The organism is Polyangium sorediatum (assembly GCF_029946465.1).
In the GTDB taxonomy this organism is placed as follows: domain Bacteria; phylum Myxococcota_A; class Polyangia; order Polyangiales; family Polyangiaceae; genus Polyangium; species Polyangium fumosum.
Genome location: NZ_JARZHI010000064.1, coordinates 13,229 through 31,961 on the forward strand (window position 1 = coordinate 13,229; position 18,733 = coordinate 31,961).

Below are 18,733 nucleotides of genomic sequence, written 5' to 3' on the forward strand. Positions count from 1 at the left end.
CGCGGGACCGCCTGCGGATCGCACGACACAGGCAGAGCTTTCGGCGTGTCAGGAAAAACTGGCGGCACGTTCGAAAACCCGAGCGACCCCCTCGGACGCAGCGGCTCCTCCCGAGGACGGGAACCGAGACGCGGCCGAGAGGCCAGCCACCGTCGAGGCGCTGGAAGGGGAGCTTTCGCAATGCAAGAAACGCGAACTCTTGACCAGCGCGGAGGTCTGCGTCGCCGCGGCCCGTCAATTCCACGCGCTCCTGGCCTTGCCCAAGGATGGCTTGATGTGCGGGCCCAAATCGCGGGCCGCGGATCTCGTCGAGGAGAACTTCGAGCGCTGCGCCGTGTTTGCAGACGTTCCACCCGGTTCTGGCGCGGACGAGCTCACGAAGGAGCCATCGAGCCTCGTCGCGGAGGCGATCCGGATCCATCGGACGCTCACGGAGGACGAGCTGCTCCGTCGATTGAAAGAGTTCGTGTTCACGTGCACCGAGACGCCCCCGCAGTACCCGCCGGGGGTGAATGGGTCGAAACCGCGCAAGCGCGAGGAGGTGCCCCTATGAGCGAGCGCCCCGAGCGTGCTGGCCTCGTCCTTCGGCTCCTCGTCGCGCTGACCGTGGTCGGCCTCGTGTTCGGCGGTGGCGTGCTGGTCGGCTGGGCGACCCGGGAGCGAAGGCCAGCGGCCCGATCGAAGAGCGTGGAGCCTGTCTCCGCGAAGGAGGTGAAAAAAGAGATCGCGGCGTGCCGAAAGGAATTGCGACAGCTCGCGAAGGAGCAGATCGCCCCGCCCGTCGTCGTGACGCAAGACGCCGCGCCGGAGGAGGTGGCCAAGGTCGAGGCTCTCCGGCGAGAGGTCCAGGAATGCAGGGTGCGGGAGACGTTGGAGAATGCTTACGTTTGCGCAGCCATCAGTGATCACTTCAGCTTATATGACGTCTTGGTCTCCGGCAGGTCGTGCGTGAATCCTCCAGGAATTGGAGAACACCTTCTCGACAGCGTCGACAAATGCGCCGAGTTCCATGAGTTTCCCGCCCATCTGGACAACGACGAGCTGACGCAAAGTGAAAAGGATCGCGTTGCGCTTTCGCAAATGAGCTATGCAGCGCGGACAAGGGGAAATGTGACCGGATGGATGAAGAGAATACGCCTCGAGTGTCGTCGAATCTGGGCGCTACCCCCTGAATGAGCGGACGTGATCACAACGTCATCTCCCAGGCCGTCTGGGCGGGCGGGGCCACTTCGGGGGATGAACGGGCCAGGTCGACGGAAGGGGAGTGCGTTTGCGCATCGTGCACGCGGTCGATCCTGCCTTCGTCGACCTTGTCGAGCGCGAAGGTCAAGGCGCCCCAGAGCCGCCACCGAAAGGGGACCGGCCCGCCCGAGAGCTCGACGGGGGAGCGGATCTCGACGCCGATCGCCATCCTGTAACTCCATATCTCCAGATCGCTGACCCGGAACACGAGCGAGGGGACGATGTCGACGAAGGTATTGCTGCCGCCAATCATGACCCCCAGGTTCGCTTGCGCGTGCTTCGCGTAAAGCGCGTAGACGCGTACACCACCGAGATACGTGATCGACAGGGGAACGTCCGGGGATTGCGGTACGATGGTCACCGACGCCGCCCCCGTGAGCTGGATCAACGGCAGCGGTGTCCCCCAGAGGTTGAGGTGGCCGGCCGTGGCGGGCGCGCCCGTGACGAGGCCGCTCGCGGGCTCGCCGGGCCGCTGTGAGCCCTGCCCGCGCGCGGCCATTTGCAGGAGCCACCCGCCGCGCCGGTTGTCGAAGAGCGGCACACCCACGCTGATGCTCGCTTCGCCGACCCCAGGAGGAAACACGGGCGTGCCGGTGGCGCACGGCGTGTACCGTATCTGCCTGTACGAGATGCGTGTCGTGGCGAGGATCGGAACCCCCGCCACGCGTTCCCGCACCTGGACCTGCCCCCCGCCCCAGAACCCGTGGAAGGGCTCGGGGGCGGCGCAGGGCCCCTCCTGGGCGAAGACGTTCGACGCGAAGACGGAGGCGGAGGCGAAGATGGCGACCGCGGCAAGAAGCGCAGCCATGACCTCACTCCGTGTAAATGAACTCCAGATCCTCCAGGGGGTGCGCCGCCTCCTGCCCCCTGGGCGGGCAGACCGAAAAGCTCAACCCCGAGTGCAGCGGCTGGCCATCGGGGCTGAACTCTTTTATGGCGTCGGGAGGCTGGATGTCATAGCAGTACCCCGACTCGAAGTACTTGAAGTCGTTAGCGCACAGGTTCTCGGGCTGCCCCATCAGATAGATATACTCCGAGTAATCGGGATGCTTCTTCCTGACTTCCTCGCACACATGACCAGGCAAGTTTCCTCCGCGGAGACGCGGTTCCGGTTTGTAGGCCCACCCCTGGCAACATACGAACAAGCACTCCATGGGCACGCAATTGTCATCGATGAGCCCATCGACGCGGTATGCTCGCTCGGCCTCATCGCCGAAGGTGCAGCCCTCGAGGGCGATCACCGCCATGGCAGCGGTCATGATCACGGATGCTCTCCGAACCGCTGCCCGAACGATCCGGGCAACCCTCCCGTTCAGGCCAGTCATGCGGGAAACCTATCAGGGGCGGTTCCCCAAGGCGAGATCCCTGCGCGATCCCGCAGAACGCCGCACCGTCGAACGGTTCTGCGTCCTCGCGTGACCAGCCTCTGGTGGAGCACCATCCGTCCGTGCGACACTGCACGCGAGCTCGACCGCGTCCATGGCCCGCCTTATCCAGCACATCGTCGAACCGCCGCGCGCTTGCTCGTACATCCCGCCGGAGCGCGCCTCGCTCGAACATCACATCCTGCTCGACGTCGACCCCGAGGAGCTCGACACCCTGCTCGAACGTGGCGTCCGCCGCTTCGGCCCTGATTACTTCCGCCCCGTGTGCCCTTCCTGCGCGGCGTGCGTGCCGACGCGGATCCTCGCGGACGAGTTCAAGCCGAGCCGCAGCCAGCGCCGCGCGCGCAATCGCGGAGCTGCGTTTCGTGTCGTCGTCGGGCCGCCGCGCGTCGACGCGGAGCGGCTCGCCCTCTATCACACGTGGCACGGCGACCGGGAGCTTGCGCGCGAATGGACGCCGGGCAAGCTCTCCTCGCGCGATTATTTCTATCAATTCGCGTTCCCGCACCCGTCCGCGCGGGAGATCGCGTATTACGACGACGAGGCCGACGGGCGCCTCGTGGCGATCGGGATCTGCGACGAGACCCCGCAGGCCTGGAGCGCGGTGTATTGTTTTTACGACCCCGCCTACGCGTGGCGCTCGCCCGGCGTGGGCAACGTGCTCACGATCGTGGAGATCGCCCGCGCCCAGGGCAAACCGTACGTCTATCTCGGGTATCGCGTCGCGGGTTGCCCGTCCTTGCGTTACAAGGCGTCGTTCCACCCGCAGGAGGTCTTGCCCCGCTTGCCCGAGGAGGGCGAGCCGCCGCGCTGGATACGGGCGGACGAGGAGTGAATCCGGCGCCTCAGGGATAGGGGCTCGCGGCGGGGTCGGGCCGCGGCGGGAACGTCTTGCGCGTCAGGGGATCGGCGACCGTGAGCGTGACGAGCAGCACGATGAACAGGAACGTCAGAATGACGATGAGCCGGTTCGCGAAGCGCTGCTCGACGAGGTGCATGAAGATGAACAGCACGATGAGCGTCTTCACGACCGAAATCGCGAGCGCGATGACGAGCTCCGCTTCCCCGAGGCCCAGGCGCGACGTCCCGAAGGACAGGAACGTGAGCACGAGCAGGGCGAGCCACGAGACGACGAGCTTTGGGGTGGTGACGTGCGCGCTGATCATGTCGCCTCAATCCGTGAGGTAGAAGAGGGGCCAGAGGAAAATCCAGACGACGTCGACGAGGTGCCAGTAAAGACCGACGTTCTCGACGGCGACGTTGCGATGGGCGCCGTATCTCCCCTTCAAGCAGAGCACGGCCACCACGGCGAGCATGATCATGCCGGCGATCACGTGCAGGCCGTGCAGGGCCGTCATGAACCAGTAGAGCGTGTATCCGAGGACCACGCCGGCCGGCGGCTTGTCGATGAACGTGTACATCCCGCTCGGGAGCGCGTTCTCGTGAATGTGGTGGCTGTACTCGATGCCCTTCACCACGAGGAAGACGGCGCCGAACAGGGTCGACACGAGGAAGAGGCCGGCCGTGAGGCGGGCCTTGCTCTCGCGAATGAAATGAACGCCCAGGGCGACGGTGAAGCTCGACGTGATGAGCACGACCGTGTTCGTCGTCCCGAGCGCCACGCTGTTGTGGTGGAGGGCCTGGACGAATTCGTCCGGGTACATCCCGCGGTAGTACGCGTAGGCGGCGAAGAGGGCCCCGAAGAGCAGCGTCTCGCTGCCGAGGAACATCCACATCGCGAGCCGCGCGGCGTGGTCCTGCTTTTCGAGGGACTCGAATTGCTCAACGAGCCTTTGCGCGCTCACGGGCCACCTCCTCGGAGAGCGTGTAGTCGTAGGCCGAACGCTCGATCTCGGGCGTCTCCTCGAAGTTGTGCTTCGACGGCGGGGACGCGGTGATCCACTCGAAGCTGCGCGATCCCCACGGGTTCGGGCCGGCGCGCTTGCCCCATTTCAGCGCGATGAGCAGGTTGCCGAGCGCGAGGAGCAGCCCCGCCCCGAGCAGCCAGGCGCCGCCCGTCGAGAGCACGTTGAGCCACTGGTATCGCTCGGGATACGTGAAATACCGCCGCGGCATGCCCCCGTTGCCGAGGAGGAACTGCGGCAGGAACGTGAACACGAACCCGATGAAGACGGCGACCGAGGTCAAGAGGCCGACACGCTCGTCGTAGAGCCTGCCGAACATCTTGGGGAACCAGTAGTGGGCGGCCGCGAGGAACGACGTGAGCGTCCCGCCGACCATGATGAAGTGGAAGTGGGCGACGACGAAATACGTATCGTGCCAGTGCACGTCGAGCGATTGCGTCGCCACGGCCACGCCCGTCATCCCGCCGAACACGAACAGGAAGAGGAACCACAGGAAATACAGCATCGGCGTGGCGAAGCTGATCGAGCCGCCGCGCATCGTCGCGACCCAGGTGAAGACCTTGATCGCGGAGAAGATCGCGACGAACATCGAGAGCGCGCCGAAGACGCCCGCGTCGAACTCGCTGAGCCCGGCCACGAACATATGGTGGCCCCAGGTGAAGAAGCCGATGAACGCGATGCCGAGCGAGGAGTACGCGATGGCGCGGTAGCTCGCGGGCTGGTTGTGCGAGAACGAGCAGACGACCTCGCTGATCACCCCGAACGAGGGGAGGATCATGATGTACACGGCCGGGTGCGAATAGAACCAGAAGAGGTGCTGGAAGAGCACCGGGTCGCCGCCGTACCGAGGATTGAAGAGGCTCAGGCCGAACGCATGATCGAGCGCGAGCAGGATGAGCGACATGCCGAGCACGGGCGTCGCGAACAGGATGATGATGCTCGTCGCGTACGAGGCCCACACGAAGAGCGGCATGCGGTGCCAGCTCAGGCCCTTCGCGCGCATCGTGTGCGTCGTGACGATGAAATTGACCGACGTCATGATCGACGAAATGCCGTTCACGAAGATGCCGATCCCCATCCAGGTGACGGCCGTCGGCGACGTCGTGCTGTAAGGCACGTAAAACGTCCAGCCCGTGTCCGCGCCGCCCGCGAGCATGGCGCCGAGCAGGATGAGCGCGCTGAGGACGTAGACGTAAAAACTCGCGAGGTTGATGCGCGGGAACGCGAGGTCCTTGGCCCCGAGCATGATCGGCAGGACGAAGTTGCCGAAGACCGTCGGAATGGCCGGGATCATGAACAACCAGACCATGGTGATTCCATGGAGCGTGAACATCTGGTTGTAGGTGCTCGCGTCGATGAACGTCTGCTCGGGCGTGAGCAGCTCCGTGCGGAGCACGAGGGCGAAGATGCCGCCGAGCCCGAGGAAGAGGATCACGCCCACGTAAAACATCAGCGCGATGCGTTTGTGGTCCTTCGTGAGGAGCCACGAGCGCAGGCCGCTATCGGCGCGCAGATAATCGGGATGATCCGCGCCGACGCCGAGCGGATCCGGCTTCGAATCGGCGTCGATGGTCGCTTGGCTCATTGCCCCCCCTCCCGCAACTCCGGAACGGTGACCGTGCCCCAGGGCTCCGACGCACCGGGCTTCGGGCGCACGTCACGCAGGCTCTTCACGAGCTCGATGATGGCGCTCGTCTCGGCCGGGCGAATCTGGCCGAGGTAACTCGGCATGATGCGCTGGTATCCCGCGTGGATACGCGCGAGCGGATCCATCATCGATTCAGTGATGTACGCCTCGTCGACCTTCACGTTGCCCCCCGCTTCGAGCGGAACCATGGTGCCGTAGAGGCCCGCAAAGGTCGGGCCGAGGTGCGGCGTGCCGTCGAGGGTATGGCAGCGCAAACAGCCGTGCTCGGCCGCGGCGCGTTCGCCCTGACGAACCATGCTCAGGGGCTCCGGCGGCGCGTAGTCCGTGACGGCGGACGGGCGCAGGTCGACCGGGCCCGCGACAGCCGGCCCCGGCGATTGGCCTTGCAGCCAGCGCTCGTATTCCTCTTGCGGGAGCACGATGACCTCGCCGCGCATGGTCGAGTGGCTGACGCCGCAATACTCGGTGCAGAAAATGTCATGCCGGCCCGGCTCCTTCGCCTCGAACCAGAGCGTCGTGAGCCGCCCCGGGACCACGTCTTCCTTCAGCCGGAAATCCGGGACGAAGAAGCTGTGAATGACGTCGCGCGAGGCGAGGACGAGCTTCACGGGGCGCCCGGCGGGGACGTAGAGCGTCGAGATGGAGTTCGCGCCTTGGGGATACGCGAATTTCCACATCCATTGCTTGCCCGTGACGTAGATCTCGAGCGTGTTCTCCGGCGGGGTGCGGATGGCCATGAATTGCCGGAATCCGATCACCCACCAGACGATGAACATGCCGAAGAGGCCGACCACGACCACGACTTCGAGCCAGATCGCGGGCGTCGTCCCGGGCATGCGCCGCGCGGGCTCTTTCTGGACGGCCGTGCGGCGGTAGCGGACCAGGAAATACCCGCCAATGAGGGTCACGAGCAAGGCGCCCCCCATCGTCATGATGATGACGAAGTAATGGAGCGTGTCGATCTCCTCGGCGAGGGTGGACGCCTGCCGCGGCAAAAACAGGAGCGTGCGGAGTAGCTCGTTCATCGGGGCTCACCCCCTCGTCCCCGGCGCCGATCCCGGCGCCACAACATGCCCAGGGTCGTTCCGACCGTGCAGAGAATCAGGAGCGATCCAATCCGGAGAAACCCGGTGATGTACGGGCCATAGCGTCGGGTCGCCGGGTCGTAGCGATAACAGGTGACGAGCACACGATCGACGATCGTGCCGACCTTGCCCGCGGCGGCCTCGACGAGGGCGAGACGGAGATCCCGCGAAGAAGGCTCGAGCCCGTAGAGGTACCGCGAGATGCGGCCGTCCGGCGCGAGCACGGTGACGACCGCCGGGTGCGCATATTGATCCGTCGAGGCGTCGTAGCCATACCGGAAGCCCACGGCGTCCGCCACGGCGCGCGTCGCCTCGGCCGTCCCCACGAGGAACCTGAGATTCGAGGGCTTCGCGCCGAGTTTCTCGGCGAGCGCGTCCCTGCGCTTCGCGGCGTCGGTCGGGGTGTCCTCCGGATCGATGCTGACCGTGACGAGCCGATAGTCTTCGCCGGGCGTATATCCCGCCTCCGCGAGGCCCTTCGAGACGCCCGTCAGCAGGAGCGGGCAGAGCATCGGGCAGCGGTAATACGCGAGCACGAGGACCACGGGGACGTCGCCCGCGAGGAGCGCGCCCGTCTTCACGTCTTCGCCGCGCTCGTCGCGCAGGACGATATCACGCGGGACGAAGCCGCCGAGGCGCTCGTCGACGTCCGCCTGTTGCGCGGCCACGGGGAGCGCGCGAGTCTCCTCCGCGGCGTCCGCCGGCGCGCCCGCGAGCATCATGGAGAGGGCCATGGCCCAGCCGAATCGTCTCACCGAATGCTCCCCCCGAGCGTCGCCCCCCGAGGGCGCGGCGCTCCTTCAATGCCGTCAGCGACCCACGCCGCTCACGACGAGGTCCATGGCCACGTCCACCGGGACCCGCACTTTCCTGTGATCCTCGCCCAGCCATTCGAATTGCTGGAGCGATTGACGTTGCTTGCGTTCGAGGACCTGCCCCTGCCCGAGGTTCGAGAAGAGCTCCTCGTGCACGTTCGAGCGCTCCTCGATCGGCCCGAGCTTCATCTCGGGATAGACGCCGGAGGGCCGAAGCGCGGCCTCGCGGGACCGTTGAATGCCGTAGGAGATCCCCGAGAGCACGAGGGAAAACGCGATGGAACCGAGGACGGCATACAGGATCAGGCGCGGCGGGAGGACGTCCTCCTCTTGCTTCACGAATCCGTGGCGCTTGGGATCTGCGGGATGGCTCATGTCAAACGCTCCCGTAGCGGAAGGCGGTTTCGAGCGAGGGGTCGTTTTTCGGGACGATCGGGCGGCCACGCAGTCGGAACGTGCCGAACGCGAGCGCGGCCCCGCCGACGCAGACGAGCGCGGCCACGTCGAGCCAATGCACGACGGGGCCCTCTGCGCGCACGGACGGCATGACGAGCCATTCCATGTCGACCCAGTGCATGACGAGGATCCAGATCGCGATCGGCACGAGCGTGCCCGGCTGCTGCTTGACCCGGTAGGGCAAGAGCGCGAAGAACGGGACGACGAAGCGGCCCGCCGCGACGAGGATGCTCAGGGAGGCAAATTCGCCCTTCATGCGGGGCGCATAAAATGCCGCCTCGTGAGGCTTGTTCGCGATCCAGATCAAGAAGAACTGAAAATACGCGATGTAGGCCCAGAAGATCGTGAACGCGAGCAGGAGCCGGCCGAGCGCGTAGTAATGAGAGCTGCCGACCCGGGTGAGCATGCCCCCGCGCTGCAGGCCGTAGGTCGCGAGCACGAGCAGCGCGATCGCGCCGAGGAATCCGCCGGCGAACCAGTACACCCCGAACATCGTCGAATACCAGGTGGGCGTCAGGGACATGAGCCAGTCGAAGCCCGCGAAGGTGAACGCGAGCGCGACCGGAGGCAGCCCGAGCGCCGAGAACGCGCGAAACCGCGGTTTGTCCGTGGTCTCCGGGGCCCAGTCGCCGCGCAAGGACCAGCGCCGGAGGAAATACGAGGTCCCCAGCCAGACGCCGAAGTACAGGAACGCGCGCACGAAGAACGACGGCGTGTTCAGGTACGGGAGCTTGTGCTCGACGAGCCGCTGGGCCTCGTGATCGACGATCGCCGACGGCGACGTCCAGGGATAGATCGTGGAGACGCCGATGGCGATGGGGATGAACCCGATCACCGCGAGCGGCAGGACGCCCGTGACGCCCTCGACGACGCGCCGGAGGGCGACGGGCCATTTCGCGTCCATCGCGTGGACGATCATCAGGAAAATGAGCCCGCCGACGAGGAGCGAGACGAGCCACGTATAGGCCGAGAGGTACGCGTAGAAGGCGTCCCGCCCGTGCGCGGCGCCTCCCACGACGAGCGCGATGGCGCCGGCGAGGAAAGCGAGGACGCCTCCCATGATGAGCCGACCTCCTCCGGTGAATATGCTGGGTTCGGGGTTCATCGAAGCTCCTTTTGCATCCGCACGCGGACGGGCTCGGGCAGCGCGTCGACGGCGACGCCATTCGTACGAAGCTGGAGCGCGCGCACGTAGGCGACGATGGCCCAGCGCGCCTCGACGCTGAAGTCCTGGCCATAGGAGGGCATGAGCCCATAGCCCTGGGCAATGGCCTGGTAGATGCGCCCCGCGGGGTAGTCGAGGACCGGCGCCGCGACGAGGCTCGGCGGCTTGCGCAGCTCCATGTTGTGCGCGACGACGCTCACGCCGTCGCCGCCCACGCCGTGGCAGGGCGCGCAGAAGACTTCGAAACGCTTCCGGCCCTCGTCCATCCTCGGCCGCGAGAGCGGCACCGGAATGGCCTCGACGAATTTCCCGGAGGCCGTTCCGTGCAGAATCTCGGAGGGGCCGAGCCGCCGGTCGTTCGGGACGGTGCCGGGGGGCGGCTCGCGCATGACGCGGCGATCCTCGAAGAACGAGGTCTCCTGGTAATACCCGTAATGTGCCTGGTTCACCATGCGCTCGAAATCACGCTCGGTGCCCGAGCTGTTGCAGCTCGCGAGGAGAGGGCCCACGGCGAGGACGCACAAGGGCGGGAGCACATCGATGGGTCTCACGACTCCTCTCCCCCCTTTCCATTGAGCCGCTCGTCGAGCTCCGCGTCGGTCGCCGGATGCGTTCCGAGCAGCTCGATGCGGGTCGCGCCGAGCTCCGTGAGCCTGCGCGCGGTCGCCTCGCGGTCGAAGGCGGGGTCGCGGTCGGAGATGGCCAGGAAAAACTTGTCGATGCTGGCGCGGTCGAAGCCGGGCACCTCGAAGATCGGCTGCCAGAGGGCCGGCAGGCCCGACCAGACGGCGAGGATGACGCAGGCCGAGAGCGCCGAAAAGAGCACGGCCATCTCGAACGTGGCGGGGACGAAGGCGGGCGGCGCGTGCGCGGGCCTTCCGCCGGAGTTCAGGGGGTAATTGACGGCGTTCGTCCACCATTGCACGAGGTAGGCGACGGCCGCCGCCGCGATGGCGAACGGGAACACCACGAACCCGATGCGCGAGCGCCCGCGCCCGATGGCCCGTTCGAGGTCGAGGAGGGGATAGGGCGTGTACCCTTCGAGCCTGCGGTAGCCCGATTTGCGCAGCTCGTGGGCCGCCCGGATGATCGCCTCGGGCGTATCGAACGCGCCCACGATCCCGCCCTGTCGCGTCCTGCGCATTTTAATGTCCCTCCTCGTGCGAGAGTTCGTGCTTGAGCTCCTTCACCTCGGCGAGCGGAACGAACGGGACGAAGCGCAAGAAGAGCAGGAAGAGCAGCAGGAAGAACCCCATGGTCCCGAGGAAAATGGCCCAGTCGACGTACGTCGGGACGAAGACGTCCCAGGCCGAGGGCAGGTAATCGCGCTGCAGGCCCATGACGATGATCACGAAGCGCTCGGCCCACATGCCGACGTTGACGAGGAGCGAGACGGCCCAGAGCACGCCGAGGTTCGTCCGCGCCTTCCTGGACCAGAAGATCTGCGGGACGACCGCATTGCAGATGATCATCATCCAGAAGATCCAGGCCCAGGGCCCGAACGGGCGCGCCTCGAAGAACTGGTAGATCTCGTACTCGTCGCCGCTGTACCACGCGATGAAGAATTCGAGGATGTACGAATACGTGACGACCCAGCACGTCACGAGGACCATCTTGGCGAGGTTGTCGAGGTGCCTCTTCGTGATGACATTCTCCAGCCGGAACAGGCTGCGCACCGGGATCACCAGGGTGAGCACCATGGCGAACCCCGAGAAGATGGCGCCAGCGACGAAGAATGGCGGGAAGATGGTGGAGTGCCAGCCGGGCACGAGCGTGATCGCGAAGTCCGAGCTCACGATCGAGTGCACGGAGAGCACGAGCGGCGTGGAGATGCCCGCGAGCAGGCCATACACGACGCGGTAATGGCGATAGGAGCTCGACGCGCCGGTGAACCCGAGCGCGAAGATGCCGTAGAGGAAACGCTTCGCCCGCGTGGGCGCGCGATCCCGCGCGGCCGCGAGATCCGGGATGAGGCCCGTGTACCAGAAGACGAGCGAGACCGTGAAATACGTCGAGATGGCCGCCGCGTCCCAGGGGAGCGCGCTCTTGAATTGCGGCCAGACGGCCATCGTGGAGGGATACGGGAAAATCCAGTAGGCAAACCACGGCCGCCCGAGGTGGAGGACCGGGAACATCGCGGCCTGGAGCACGGCGAAGAGCGTCATCGCCTCGGCGAAGCGGTTGATGCTCGTGCGCCATTTCTGCTCGAAGAGCAGGAGCACGGCCGAAATGAAGGTGCCGGCGTGGCCGATACCGACCCACCAGACGAAGTTGATGATGCCGAACCCCCAGCCGACCGGGATGTTGTTCCCCCACATCCCAATGCCGTACATCACGGTGAGCGTGATCCCGGTAAAGAGGGACAACGTGCCGAGGATGGCGACGAGGAAGCCGATTTTCCCGAGCCTTCTCCACGGCCGCCACGCGGTCGAGAGGAGCTGGTCGGAGAGCTCGGCGTCCGTGGGGCGCCCGATGAAGACCGGCTCCGTGGCCATATCAACCCACCTCCGGGTTCGGGTTCTTGATCATGGCGAGGTATCGAATGCGAGGAATCGTGCCGAGCTCGTGCAAGACGCTGAAGCTGCGCGGCTCGTCGCGCCAGCGGACCATGTCGGTCTCCTTGTGCACGAGCGAGCCGAACCGGATGGCGCGCGTCGGGCACGCGGCTTCACAAGCCGTCGTGACCTCGCCCGGGCGAATGGCGCGGCGCTCGATGCTCGCGTCGATCTCGGCGCGCCGGATGCGCTGCACGCAGAAGGTGCACTTCTCCATCACGCCGCGCTCGCGGACCGTGACGTCGGGGTTTTTCTGGAGCGTACGGATGTCGGCGTTGTAGCCGGGCTTCTCCTCGATCCAGTCGAACCAGTTGAACCGCCGCACCTTGTAGGGGCAGTTGTTCGAGCAGAACCGCGTGCCGATGCAGCGGTTGTAGACCATCTCGTTGAGGCCGTCGGGGCTGTGGACGGTGGCGTTCACCGGACAGACGTACTCACAGGGCGCCTTTTCGCAGTGCTGGCACAACATCGGCTGGTGCAGGACCTCCGGCGCGTCGACCTCGCCCGTGTGATAGGTGTCGATCCGGAGCCAATGCATTTCGCGGCTGCGGAGGACGCCCTCCCTGCCCACGACGGGGATGTTGTTCTCGGCCTGGCAAGCGACGACGCACGCGCTGCAGCCCGTGCAGATCGACATGTCGATGCTCATCGCCCACTGCTCGCCCTTGAACTCGACCGGGGGCAAGATCGAGAGGACGGGGCCCTTCTGCCCGCGGGTGAACCCGGGGGTGTCGCGGTAGGCTTCGAGGGTCGCGGACAGGGCGATCGGCCGGTCGTGGAGCTCCCAGTGTTTTTGCGTCTGCGCGAGGACGTGTTTCTCGCCCGTGGGCCGGAGGGACGCGCCGTCGAGGAACGAGCGGCCCTTTTGGCGGAGGGGCTGGACGTTTTTCCCGACCCCCTCGGCGACGGGCAATCCCGGGCCGCGGCCATACCCGAGGCGCAAGGAGATGGCCCGATCGGCGTGACCCGCCATCACGAACACCGGCAAGACGACGGTCGTGGCCGGCGGCGGGCTCGTCGTGATCACCTGCATCGTCGGATCGAACCCGGGCAAGGTGATTTCGACGAGGTCATCATTCGCGACGCCGAGCTCGCTCGCCGTGCGGACGCTCATGAGCGCGGCGTTGTCCCAGGTGATCTTCGTCGTGGGATCGGGCAATTCCTGGAGCCAAGGGTTGTTCGCGAACCGGCCGTCGTGCACTTTCGGATCGGTGTAAAACCCGAGCTCGTACCGACCGGGCGCGAGCGCGGGCACGGCAGCGAGGGTCGCGAGGGCGGCGACGATTCCGGGCGGCGTGATTTCGGCCTGGACCCGCGGGGCCTCGGAGCCGGGCAACGAGCCACGGCGCAAGGTCGCCTCCCACTGCGCCTCGAAATCGGCCTCGCCGAGCATCGTCCGCCATTGGTCACGCACGAGGGCGTGCGCGCTCGGGTACGTGTCCCCGAGCATGGCCGCGAGGATCTCGGACGCCGCGCGCCCGCCGAAGAGCGGGCGGATGAGCGGCTGCACGACGGAGGCGGTGCCGTCCCCCGCGCGGCCGTCGCCCCAGGCTTCGAGGTAATGTGCCTCCGGGACGAACCAGGTCGTCTGCGCGCCGGTCTCGTCCCTATGAAGGCCGAGGGAAAAACTCTGCCGGACATGACCGAGCGCAGCGGCGAAATCGAGGTCCCCCGGCGCGGTGTACACAGGGTTGCTCCCCAGGATGACGAGCGTGTCGACGACGCCAGCGCGCATGTCGGCGACGAGCGCGGCGAGGTCCTGCCCGGCCGTGCCGGGATTCCAGAGAATGGGCTCGGTCATCGAGACCGTGGAGCCGGAGGCGCCGAGGACGGCATTCATGAGCGCGCCCAGGGCATGGACGGGCGCGGGTTGCCGCTCGCCGACGACGACGAGGCCGCCGGGGCCCGCGCGGACGAGGTCCCTCGCAATCGCGCCGACGAGGGCGCGCTCCTCACGGCCGAGGAAGGGGCGGAGCGCCGTGACGATCTCGGGCGAAACCGCCTTGGGCGGCTTGCCGCCGAGGAGGATCTCGGCCGCGAGGGCGGCGGCGAACGTGCCAATCTCGCTCGATCGCCGGCGGAGCTTGTGATCCGCGACGGTGCCCGTGCAGCTCGGCAGGCTCTCGACGACGTAGAGCCGGTTCATCGAGGGCTCGGGCCACCCCGGGCGGCGACGCTCGGCGAAATGGCGTGAATGCCGCAAATGCATGCCCTGCCCGTCGAGGAAATCCGAATCGAGCGAGACGATGACCGAGGCGTTCCGGAGGTCGAGCTGCGGGACGAGCGGGCGGCCAAAGGCGAGCGTGGACCCTTGCGCCGCAGCGCCCGTGTCGATCGCCGAATGCACGGTGATACGGGCGGCCGGATAGGCCGCGAGGAGACGGCCGAGCAGGCTCCCGAGGAGCGGCGACGCCGTGGGCTCGATCAGAATGCGGAGCCCGGCCCCCCGATCGGTGCGTGGACGTGCGAGCTCCGTCGCGAGCGCATCCCACGATTGCAGCGCGCCGAGGCGCGTGATGGCCCGCGCGCGGTGGGGATCGTAAAGCCCGAGGATGGACGCTTGCTCGAGGACGCCCGCCGCGCCGAGGCTGGCCGGATGCTCGGGGTTGCCCTCGATCTTGAGGGGCCGCCCTTCGCGGCTCGCGACGAGCAGGCCCGTCGCGAGTCCGTCGAGGGTCATGCTCGTCGCGTAATACTTGGACAGACCCGGCGTGACCTCGGGCGGACGGATCGTGTACGGCAGGATCTTCTCGACGGGATCCTTGACGCACCCCGTGACGCCCGCGAGCGCCATGCTGGCGCCGAGGAGCTTCAGGAAGCTCCTGCGCGAAGGTTCGTCCGGACGCTCGTCCGCTCCCTCGGGAAACTCCCTTTGCCTGTCCTCCGGAGGCGCCCCCTCGGCGACGAGCTCGGCGAGGCTGCGCCAGTAGTCGCGGCCCGTCTTGCCTGCGAGGATCTTCTCCCAGAGCGCGCGTACGTCGTTGCCCAAAGGTGCTCTCCTATCGATGGCAGGCCGAACAGTTGGTGACGCTTCGAACGCCGTATTCGCGGACCAGGTAGGGCCCGAGGGTGCTTTGATCCGCGGCCCTCCAAGTCATGTCGGTGACGCGATCGAGCGGCCGGACGTGCTTCTCCGGCTGCCTGTGGCAATCGAGGCACCACTTCATGCTCAGATCGGCGACCTGGAAGACGCGGCCCATCTCGTCGACGCGCCCGTGGCAACTGACGCACCCGACGCCCTTGTTGATGTGGATCGCGTGGTTGAAGTAGACGAAATCGGGGACGTCGTGGACGCGATTCCACGGAATGGGCAAACCCGAGAAGTAGCTCCGCCGGACGGGCTCGAGCATGGGGCTCTTGTTCCAGACCTGGTTGTGGCAACCCATGCAGAGGTCGGTCGAGGGGATGCCGGCCGTGGAGGATACGGTCGCCTCCCTGTGACAGAAGAGGCAATCGATCCCGTCGTCCTGCACGTGGTGCCGGTGATCGAACTCGACCGGCTGGTCGACCTGATCGAACTGCCTTCGCCAGTTCGGCGTGCGCACCCAGATCATGGGCGTGACGAGGAGCGCGCCGGCGCCGCCCACGAGGCCGATGAGCGCGATCCGGAAGGCCGTATTGGTCCAGGGACGAAAGAGAGCCGCCATCCTCGTGCCTTCTCGGACGTCCGCACGGCGAGCGCGCCGCGGGCGCATCCAGCAGCATTCGATGGGAATCGAGGGGGCGACGTTGCTGCCTTCCGAGGCAGCCGAGCGGCCGCTATGGGGAGCGAGCAGGCAGGCGGGCGAGCGGGGAGGAGCGAAAGCGAGCGGCGGGACGAACGGACGGACGCGGGGAAAACCCCGATCGCCGTCTCAGCCGACGAGGGAGGGCCAGTCGGTGTGCACGGCGCCGAGCTCGGGTTTGTCGATGCGCTCGTAGGTATGGGCGCCGAAATAATCGCGCTGGGCCTGGGTCAGGTTCTGCGGGAGGCGCGACGAGCGGTAGCTGTCGTAATAGGCGAGGCTCGACGAGAACGCGAGGCAAGGAATGCCGAGGCCCTGCGCGAACGCGACGGCCTTGCGGAAGCCCGGCTGCGACTTCGCCATGGCCTCGCGGAACCGATCGTCGAGGAGCAGGTTCGGCAGATCGGCGCGCTTCGCGTACGCCTCGCGAATGCCGTCGAGGAACTGGGCGCGGATGATGCAGCCGCCCTTCCAGATGCGCGCGATCTCGCCGAGCGGCAGGTCCCAGTGGAAGGTGTCCGAGGCGGCGCGGAGGAGGGCCATTCCCTGCGCGTACGAGCAGATCTTCGCGGCATACAAAGCGTCGTGCACGGCCGCGACGATCTCGTTTTCGTCGCCCTGGAACGCGCCGGCCCGGGGGCCTTCGAGGATCCTCGCGGCCTCGATGCGCTCGTTGTTCCGGCCCGAGAGGAGGCGCGCCATGATGGCGGCGTCGATCGTGGGAATGGCGACGCCGAGGTCGAGCGCGACCTTGGAGGTCCAGAGGCCCGTGCCCTTCTGGCCCGCCTTGTCGAGGATGAGGTCGACGAGCGGCGCGCCCGTCTCGGGGTCCTTGGCGCGGAAAATTTTCGCAGTGATCTCGATGAGGAACGAGGAGAGGACGCCCTCGTTCCAGCGGGCGAAGACCTCAGCGAGGCGATCGGCGGAGAAGCCGAGGCCGCGGTGGAGGATGTCATAGGCTTCGGCGATGAGCTGCATGTCGCCGTATTCGATGCCGTTGTGGACCATCTTGACGAAATGGCCCGACCCGCCGGGGCCGATGTACGTGACGCAGGGGCCGTCGTCGACCTTCGCCGCAATGGCCTCCCAGATCGGCCGGATCTCCTCGTAAGCCGCGCGCTCGCCGCCGGGCATGAGCGAGGGGCCCCATAAGGCGCCCTCTTCGCCGCCGGAGACACCGGAGCCGAGGAAACGAATGCCCGACGCGCCGAGCTCGCGCTGGCGGCGCTCGGTGTCCTCGTACCACGAATTGCCGCCGTCGATGATGATGTCGCCGGGTTCGAGGTGCGGACGGATTTGCTCGACGGTCCAATCGACGGGCGAGCCCGCCTTCACGAGGAGGATGATCTTGCGCGGACGTTCGAGGGCACGCGCGAGCTCGGCCGGGTTGTGTGCCCCGACGAAACGGAGGCCCTTCGCGCGCGTCGCGAGCAGGTGGTCCACCTTGTGGGGTTCGCGGTTGTAGACGGCGATGGGAAAACCATGCCGCTCGATGTTGAGGGCGAGGTTTTCTCCCATCACCCCGAGGCCAATGAGGCCGATTTTCGCTTGCGCCGCTTCCATGTCCGCCTCCGATTCCGGGTTCCCTCCCGGGCGGCGCTACTCTAGCAGGTCGCCCGGGAGGTGTCTCCGGTGGAGGACGGCTCCGCGACGAGGGCGAGGGGCGTCTACATGCCGTCGCAGAACGGAGCCGGAACGGGCGGGACGACGCAGGTGTCCGTCTCGGTGTCGCACTCCCCGCTCGTGCACTCGTCGTACGACATACACGCAGCGCCGTCGGCCTTCTTGGCCGTGCATACACTGGTCGTGGAGTTACAATACGAGTCCTTGCAATCGCTCCCGGTGCACGCCTCGCCGATGGCCTTCAGCTCTCCGCACGCGTTCGTGAAGTAGTCGCAGTACCCGGTGGTGCAGTCGTCCTCGAAGTCGCACGAGGCTCCGACCGCGCCGCGCGGCTGGCACTTGCCAAACTCGTTGTCGCCGCTATCGCCCACGCACACGGAGCTGGCGCCCGCGCACTCGTCGTCGTTCGCGCAATCGCCGCCGTCGGCGACCTTGCCGACGAAGATCTTGCTACATTCGGCATCATTCTTGAAAAGGTCGTCCTCGAACGCGGAGCAGACCCCCTTCAGCTTGGGGATACACTCGGCCACGAGCTCCCCGTCGTATCCGAGCCGACCCGCCGCAACGGCTTTCTTCTGCTCCCCGAGCACGAAGCCGTCAAAAAAGGTCGCGAAGGTCTGCACGCACTCGGCCTCGTTCGTGGGCTTGGGGGTCACCTCCTCATACATTTGGGCCTGCTCGGCCATGGTGCAGCAGGAGTAGATCAGGCTGCAGTACAATTCGGCCGTCTTGGTCCCGAGGTCGTCGAGGGCGACCGCGCCGCCGCCATTGTTGTTGCCGCCGCCAGTCGTATTGTTCGAGTCGTCGCTGCAGCCGATGAGGGAGCCTACGCCCGCGAGGGCCAGCGCAATCAAGGAAGTCACGAAATGTTTCATGGGTCATCTCCTGCCCGGGCCGCAGCCGAGCGCGGTCTCGCGGGCGACCAGGGGCTAGCACGCATGAGGTGTGATGGAAAGCCGAAGCAGGCACGACGGCGTGCTAGGCTGTAGCGGTAAACTTCCTCCTGCACAGGCACCTCGCGAAGGCGCATACGGGCTCACGCGCGGCCGGCGTGGGCGCAATGCTGCCGGACCTCTGGTGAATGGCAGACAGGCGTGTGTTCGGCGATCGACGGCAATGGGAAAACCATGCCGCTCGATGTGGAGGGCGAGGTTTCTCCGATCGCCCCG

Annotated in this window: 19 protein-coding genes; 3 read left to right on the forward strand and 16 right to left on the reverse strand. The window is 66.6% G+C overall.

What is annotated here, in order from left to right:
• Positions 1-199: 199 nt before the first annotated feature.
• Positions 200-553, forward strand: a complete 354-nt coding sequence (locus tag QHF89_RS39670) for a hypothetical protein (protein WP_136929166.1) — start codon at positions 200-202, stop codon at positions 551-553.
• The gene (locus QHF89_RS39675; protein WP_136971602.1) at positions 550-1,176 is read left to right on the forward strand and encodes a hypothetical protein; all 627 of its coding nucleotides are present in this window, start codon (positions 550-552) and stop codon (positions 1,174-1,176) included. Before QHF89_RS39670 ends, QHF89_RS39675 begins: the two co-directional genes overlap by 4 nt.
• A gap of 10 nt (positions 1,177-1,186) precedes the next feature.
• On the opposite strand, the gene QHF89_RS39680 is transcribed toward QHF89_RS39675, so the two are convergent.
• Entirely contained in the window at positions 1,187-2,050 is an 864-nt protein-coding gene (locus tag QHF89_RS39680; RefSeq protein ID WP_136971603.1) for a hypothetical protein, read from the reverse strand.
• Positions 2,051-2,054: 4 nt separating this feature from the next.
• Positions 2,055-2,567, reverse strand: a complete 513-nt coding sequence (locus QHF89_RS39685; protein WP_136971604.1) for a hypothetical protein — start codon at positions 2,565-2,567, stop codon at positions 2,055-2,057.
• Between the two features lie 154 nt (positions 2,568-2,721).
• Between QHF89_RS39685 and QHF89_RS39690 the strand changes: the two genes are divergently transcribed.
• The gene (locus QHF89_RS39690; RefSeq protein WP_136971605.1) at positions 2,722-3,462 is read left to right on the forward strand and encodes an arginyltransferase; all 741 of its coding nucleotides are present in this window, start codon (positions 2,722-2,724) and stop codon (positions 3,460-3,462) included.
• Between the two features lie 10 nt (positions 3,463-3,472).
• Here the strand turns inward: QHF89_RS39690 and QHF89_RS39695 are convergent, their stop codons facing one another.
• The 14 genes from QHF89_RS39695 to QHF89_RS39760 all read right to left on the reverse strand — a co-directional run bounded on the left by QHF89_RS39695 (position 3,473) and on the right by QHF89_RS39760 (position 18,439).
• The gene (locus QHF89_RS39695; protein ID WP_136971606.1) at positions 3,473-3,793 is read right to left on the reverse strand and encodes a cytochrome C oxidase subunit IV family protein; all 321 of its coding nucleotides are present in this window, start codon (positions 3,791-3,793) and stop codon (positions 3,473-3,475) included.
• 6 nt (positions 3,794-3,799) lie between these two features.
• Positions 3,800-4,432, reverse strand: a complete 633-nt coding sequence (locus tag QHF89_RS39700; protein ID WP_284721531.1) for a cytochrome c oxidase subunit 3 family protein — start codon at positions 4,430-4,432, stop codon at positions 3,800-3,802.
• Complete coding sequence (locus QHF89_RS39705; RefSeq protein WP_136971607.1) at positions 4,410-6,077, reverse strand: cytochrome c oxidase subunit I; 1,668 nt, start codon at positions 6,075-6,077, stop codon at positions 4,410-4,412. The genes QHF89_RS39700 and QHF89_RS39705 overlap by 23 nt, the downstream gene beginning before the upstream one ends.
• Positions 6,074-7,165 carry a cytochrome c oxidase subunit II gene (gene coxB / locus QHF89_RS39710; protein ID WP_136971608.1) on the reverse strand — a complete coding sequence of 364 codons (1,092 nt, stop codon included), beginning with the start codon at positions 7,163-7,165 and terminating at the stop codon, positions 6,074-6,076. Before coxB ends, QHF89_RS39705 begins: the two co-directional genes overlap by 4 nt.
• Entirely contained in the window at positions 7,162-7,959 is a 798-nt protein-coding gene (locus tag QHF89_RS39715; protein ID WP_136971609.1) for an SCO family protein, read from the reverse strand. Before QHF89_RS39715 ends, coxB begins: the two co-directional genes overlap by 4 nt.
• Positions 7,960-8,034: 75 nt before the next feature.
• Positions 8,035-8,415 carry a hypothetical protein gene (locus QHF89_RS39720; protein WP_136971610.1) on the reverse strand — a complete coding sequence of 127 codons (381 nt, stop codon included), beginning with the start codon at positions 8,413-8,415 and terminating at the stop codon, positions 8,035-8,037.
• Position 8,416: 1 nt separating this feature from the next.
• Positions 8,417-9,601 carry a hypothetical protein gene (locus QHF89_RS39725; protein WP_136971611.1) on the reverse strand — a complete coding sequence of 395 codons (1,185 nt, stop codon included), beginning with the start codon at positions 9,599-9,601 and terminating at the stop codon, positions 8,417-8,419.
• The gene (locus tag QHF89_RS39730) at positions 9,598-10,212 is read right to left on the reverse strand and encodes a c-type cytochrome (RefSeq protein WP_136971612.1); all 615 of its coding nucleotides are present in this window, start codon (positions 10,210-10,212) and stop codon (positions 9,598-9,600) included. The genes QHF89_RS39725 and QHF89_RS39730 overlap by 4 nt, the downstream gene beginning before the upstream one ends.
• Entirely contained in the window at positions 10,209-10,805 is a 597-nt protein-coding gene (locus tag QHF89_RS39735) for a DUF3341 domain-containing protein (protein ID WP_136971613.1), read from the reverse strand. The genes QHF89_RS39730 and QHF89_RS39735 overlap by 4 nt, the downstream gene beginning before the upstream one ends.
• A 1-nt stretch (position 10,806) precedes the next feature.
• Positions 10,807-12,156: an NrfD/PsrC family molybdoenzyme membrane anchor subunit gene (nrfD, locus tag QHF89_RS39740; RefSeq protein ID WP_136971614.1), complete on the reverse strand. Its 1,350-nt coding sequence runs from the start codon at positions 12,154-12,156 to the stop codon at positions 10,807-10,809.
• Between the two features lies 1 nt (position 12,157).
• Positions 12,158-15,205: a TAT-variant-translocated molybdopterin oxidoreductase gene (locus QHF89_RS39745; protein WP_136971615.1), complete on the reverse strand. Its 3,048-nt coding sequence runs from the start codon at positions 15,203-15,205 to the stop codon at positions 12,158-12,160.
• A 10-nt stretch (positions 15,206-15,215) separates the two neighbouring features.
• Positions 15,216-15,863, reverse strand: a complete 648-nt coding sequence (locus QHF89_RS39750) for a cytochrome c3 family protein (RefSeq protein WP_136929180.1) — start codon at positions 15,861-15,863, stop codon at positions 15,216-15,218.
• Between the two features lie 207 nt (positions 15,864-16,070).
• Complete coding sequence (gene gndA / locus QHF89_RS39755) at positions 16,071-17,504, reverse strand: NADP-dependent phosphogluconate dehydrogenase (RefSeq protein ID WP_136971616.1); 1,434 nt, start codon at positions 17,502-17,504, stop codon at positions 16,071-16,073.
• 104 nt (positions 17,505-17,608) lie between these two features.
• Entirely contained in the window at positions 17,609-18,439 is an 831-nt protein-coding gene (locus tag QHF89_RS39760) for a hypothetical protein (protein ID WP_136971617.1), read from the reverse strand.
• Between the last annotated feature and the right edge of the window lie 294 nt (positions 18,440-18,733).

Coding starts and splice junctions, on each gene's coding strand:
- QHF89_RS39675 (WP_136971602.1), top strand. CDS start 550: ATGAGCGAGCGCCCCGAGCGTGCTGGCCTCGTCCTTCGGCTCCTCGTC.
- QHF89_RS39680 (WP_136971603.1), bottom strand. CDS start 2,050: ATGGCTGCGCTTCTTGCCGCGGTCGCCATCTTCGCCTCCGCCTCCGTC.
- QHF89_RS39685 (WP_136971604.1), bottom strand. CDS start 2,567: ATGACTGGCCTGAACGGGAGGGTTGCCCGGATCGTTCGGGCAGCGGTT.
- QHF89_RS39690 (WP_136971605.1), top strand. CDS start 2,722: ATGGCCCGCCTTATCCAGCACATCGTCGAACCGCCGCGCGCTTGCTCG.
- QHF89_RS39695 (WP_136971606.1), bottom strand. CDS start 3,793: ATGATCAGCGCGCACGTCACCACCCCAAAGCTCGTCGTCTCGTGGCTC.
- QHF89_RS39705 (WP_136971607.1), bottom strand. CDS start 6,077: ATGAGCCAAGCGACCATCGACGCCGATTCGAAGCCGGATCCGCTCGGC.
- coxB (WP_136971608.1), bottom strand. CDS start 7,165: ATGAACGAGCTACTCCGCACGCTCCTGTTTTTGCCGCGGCAGGCGTCC.
- QHF89_RS39715 (WP_136971609.1), bottom strand. CDS start 7,959: ATGGCCCTCTCCATGATGCTCGCGGGCGCGCCGGCGGACGCCGCGGAG.
- QHF89_RS39720 (WP_136971610.1), bottom strand. CDS start 8,415: ATGAGCCATCCCGCAGATCCCAAGCGCCACGGATTCGTGAAGCAAGAG.
- QHF89_RS39725 (WP_136971611.1), bottom strand. CDS start 9,601: ATGAACCCCGAACCCAGCATATTCACCGGAGGAGGTCGGCTCATCATG.
- QHF89_RS39735 (WP_136971613.1), bottom strand. CDS start 10,805: ATGCGCAGGACGCGACAGGGCGGGATCGTGGGCGCGTTCGATACGCCC.
- nrfD (WP_136971614.1), bottom strand. CDS start 12,156: ATGGCCACGGAGCCGGTCTTCATCGGGCGCCCCACGGACGCCGAGCTC.
- QHF89_RS39750 (WP_136929180.1), bottom strand. CDS start 15,863: ATGGCGGCTCTCTTTCGTCCCTGGACCAATACGGCCTTCCGGATCGCG.
- gndA (WP_136971616.1), bottom strand. CDS start 17,504: ATGGAAGCGGCGCAAGCGAAAATCGGCCTCATTGGCCTCGGGGTGATG.
- QHF89_RS39760 (WP_136971617.1), bottom strand. CDS start 18,439: ATGAAACATTTCGTGACTTCCTTGATTGCGCTGGCCCTCGCGGGCGTA.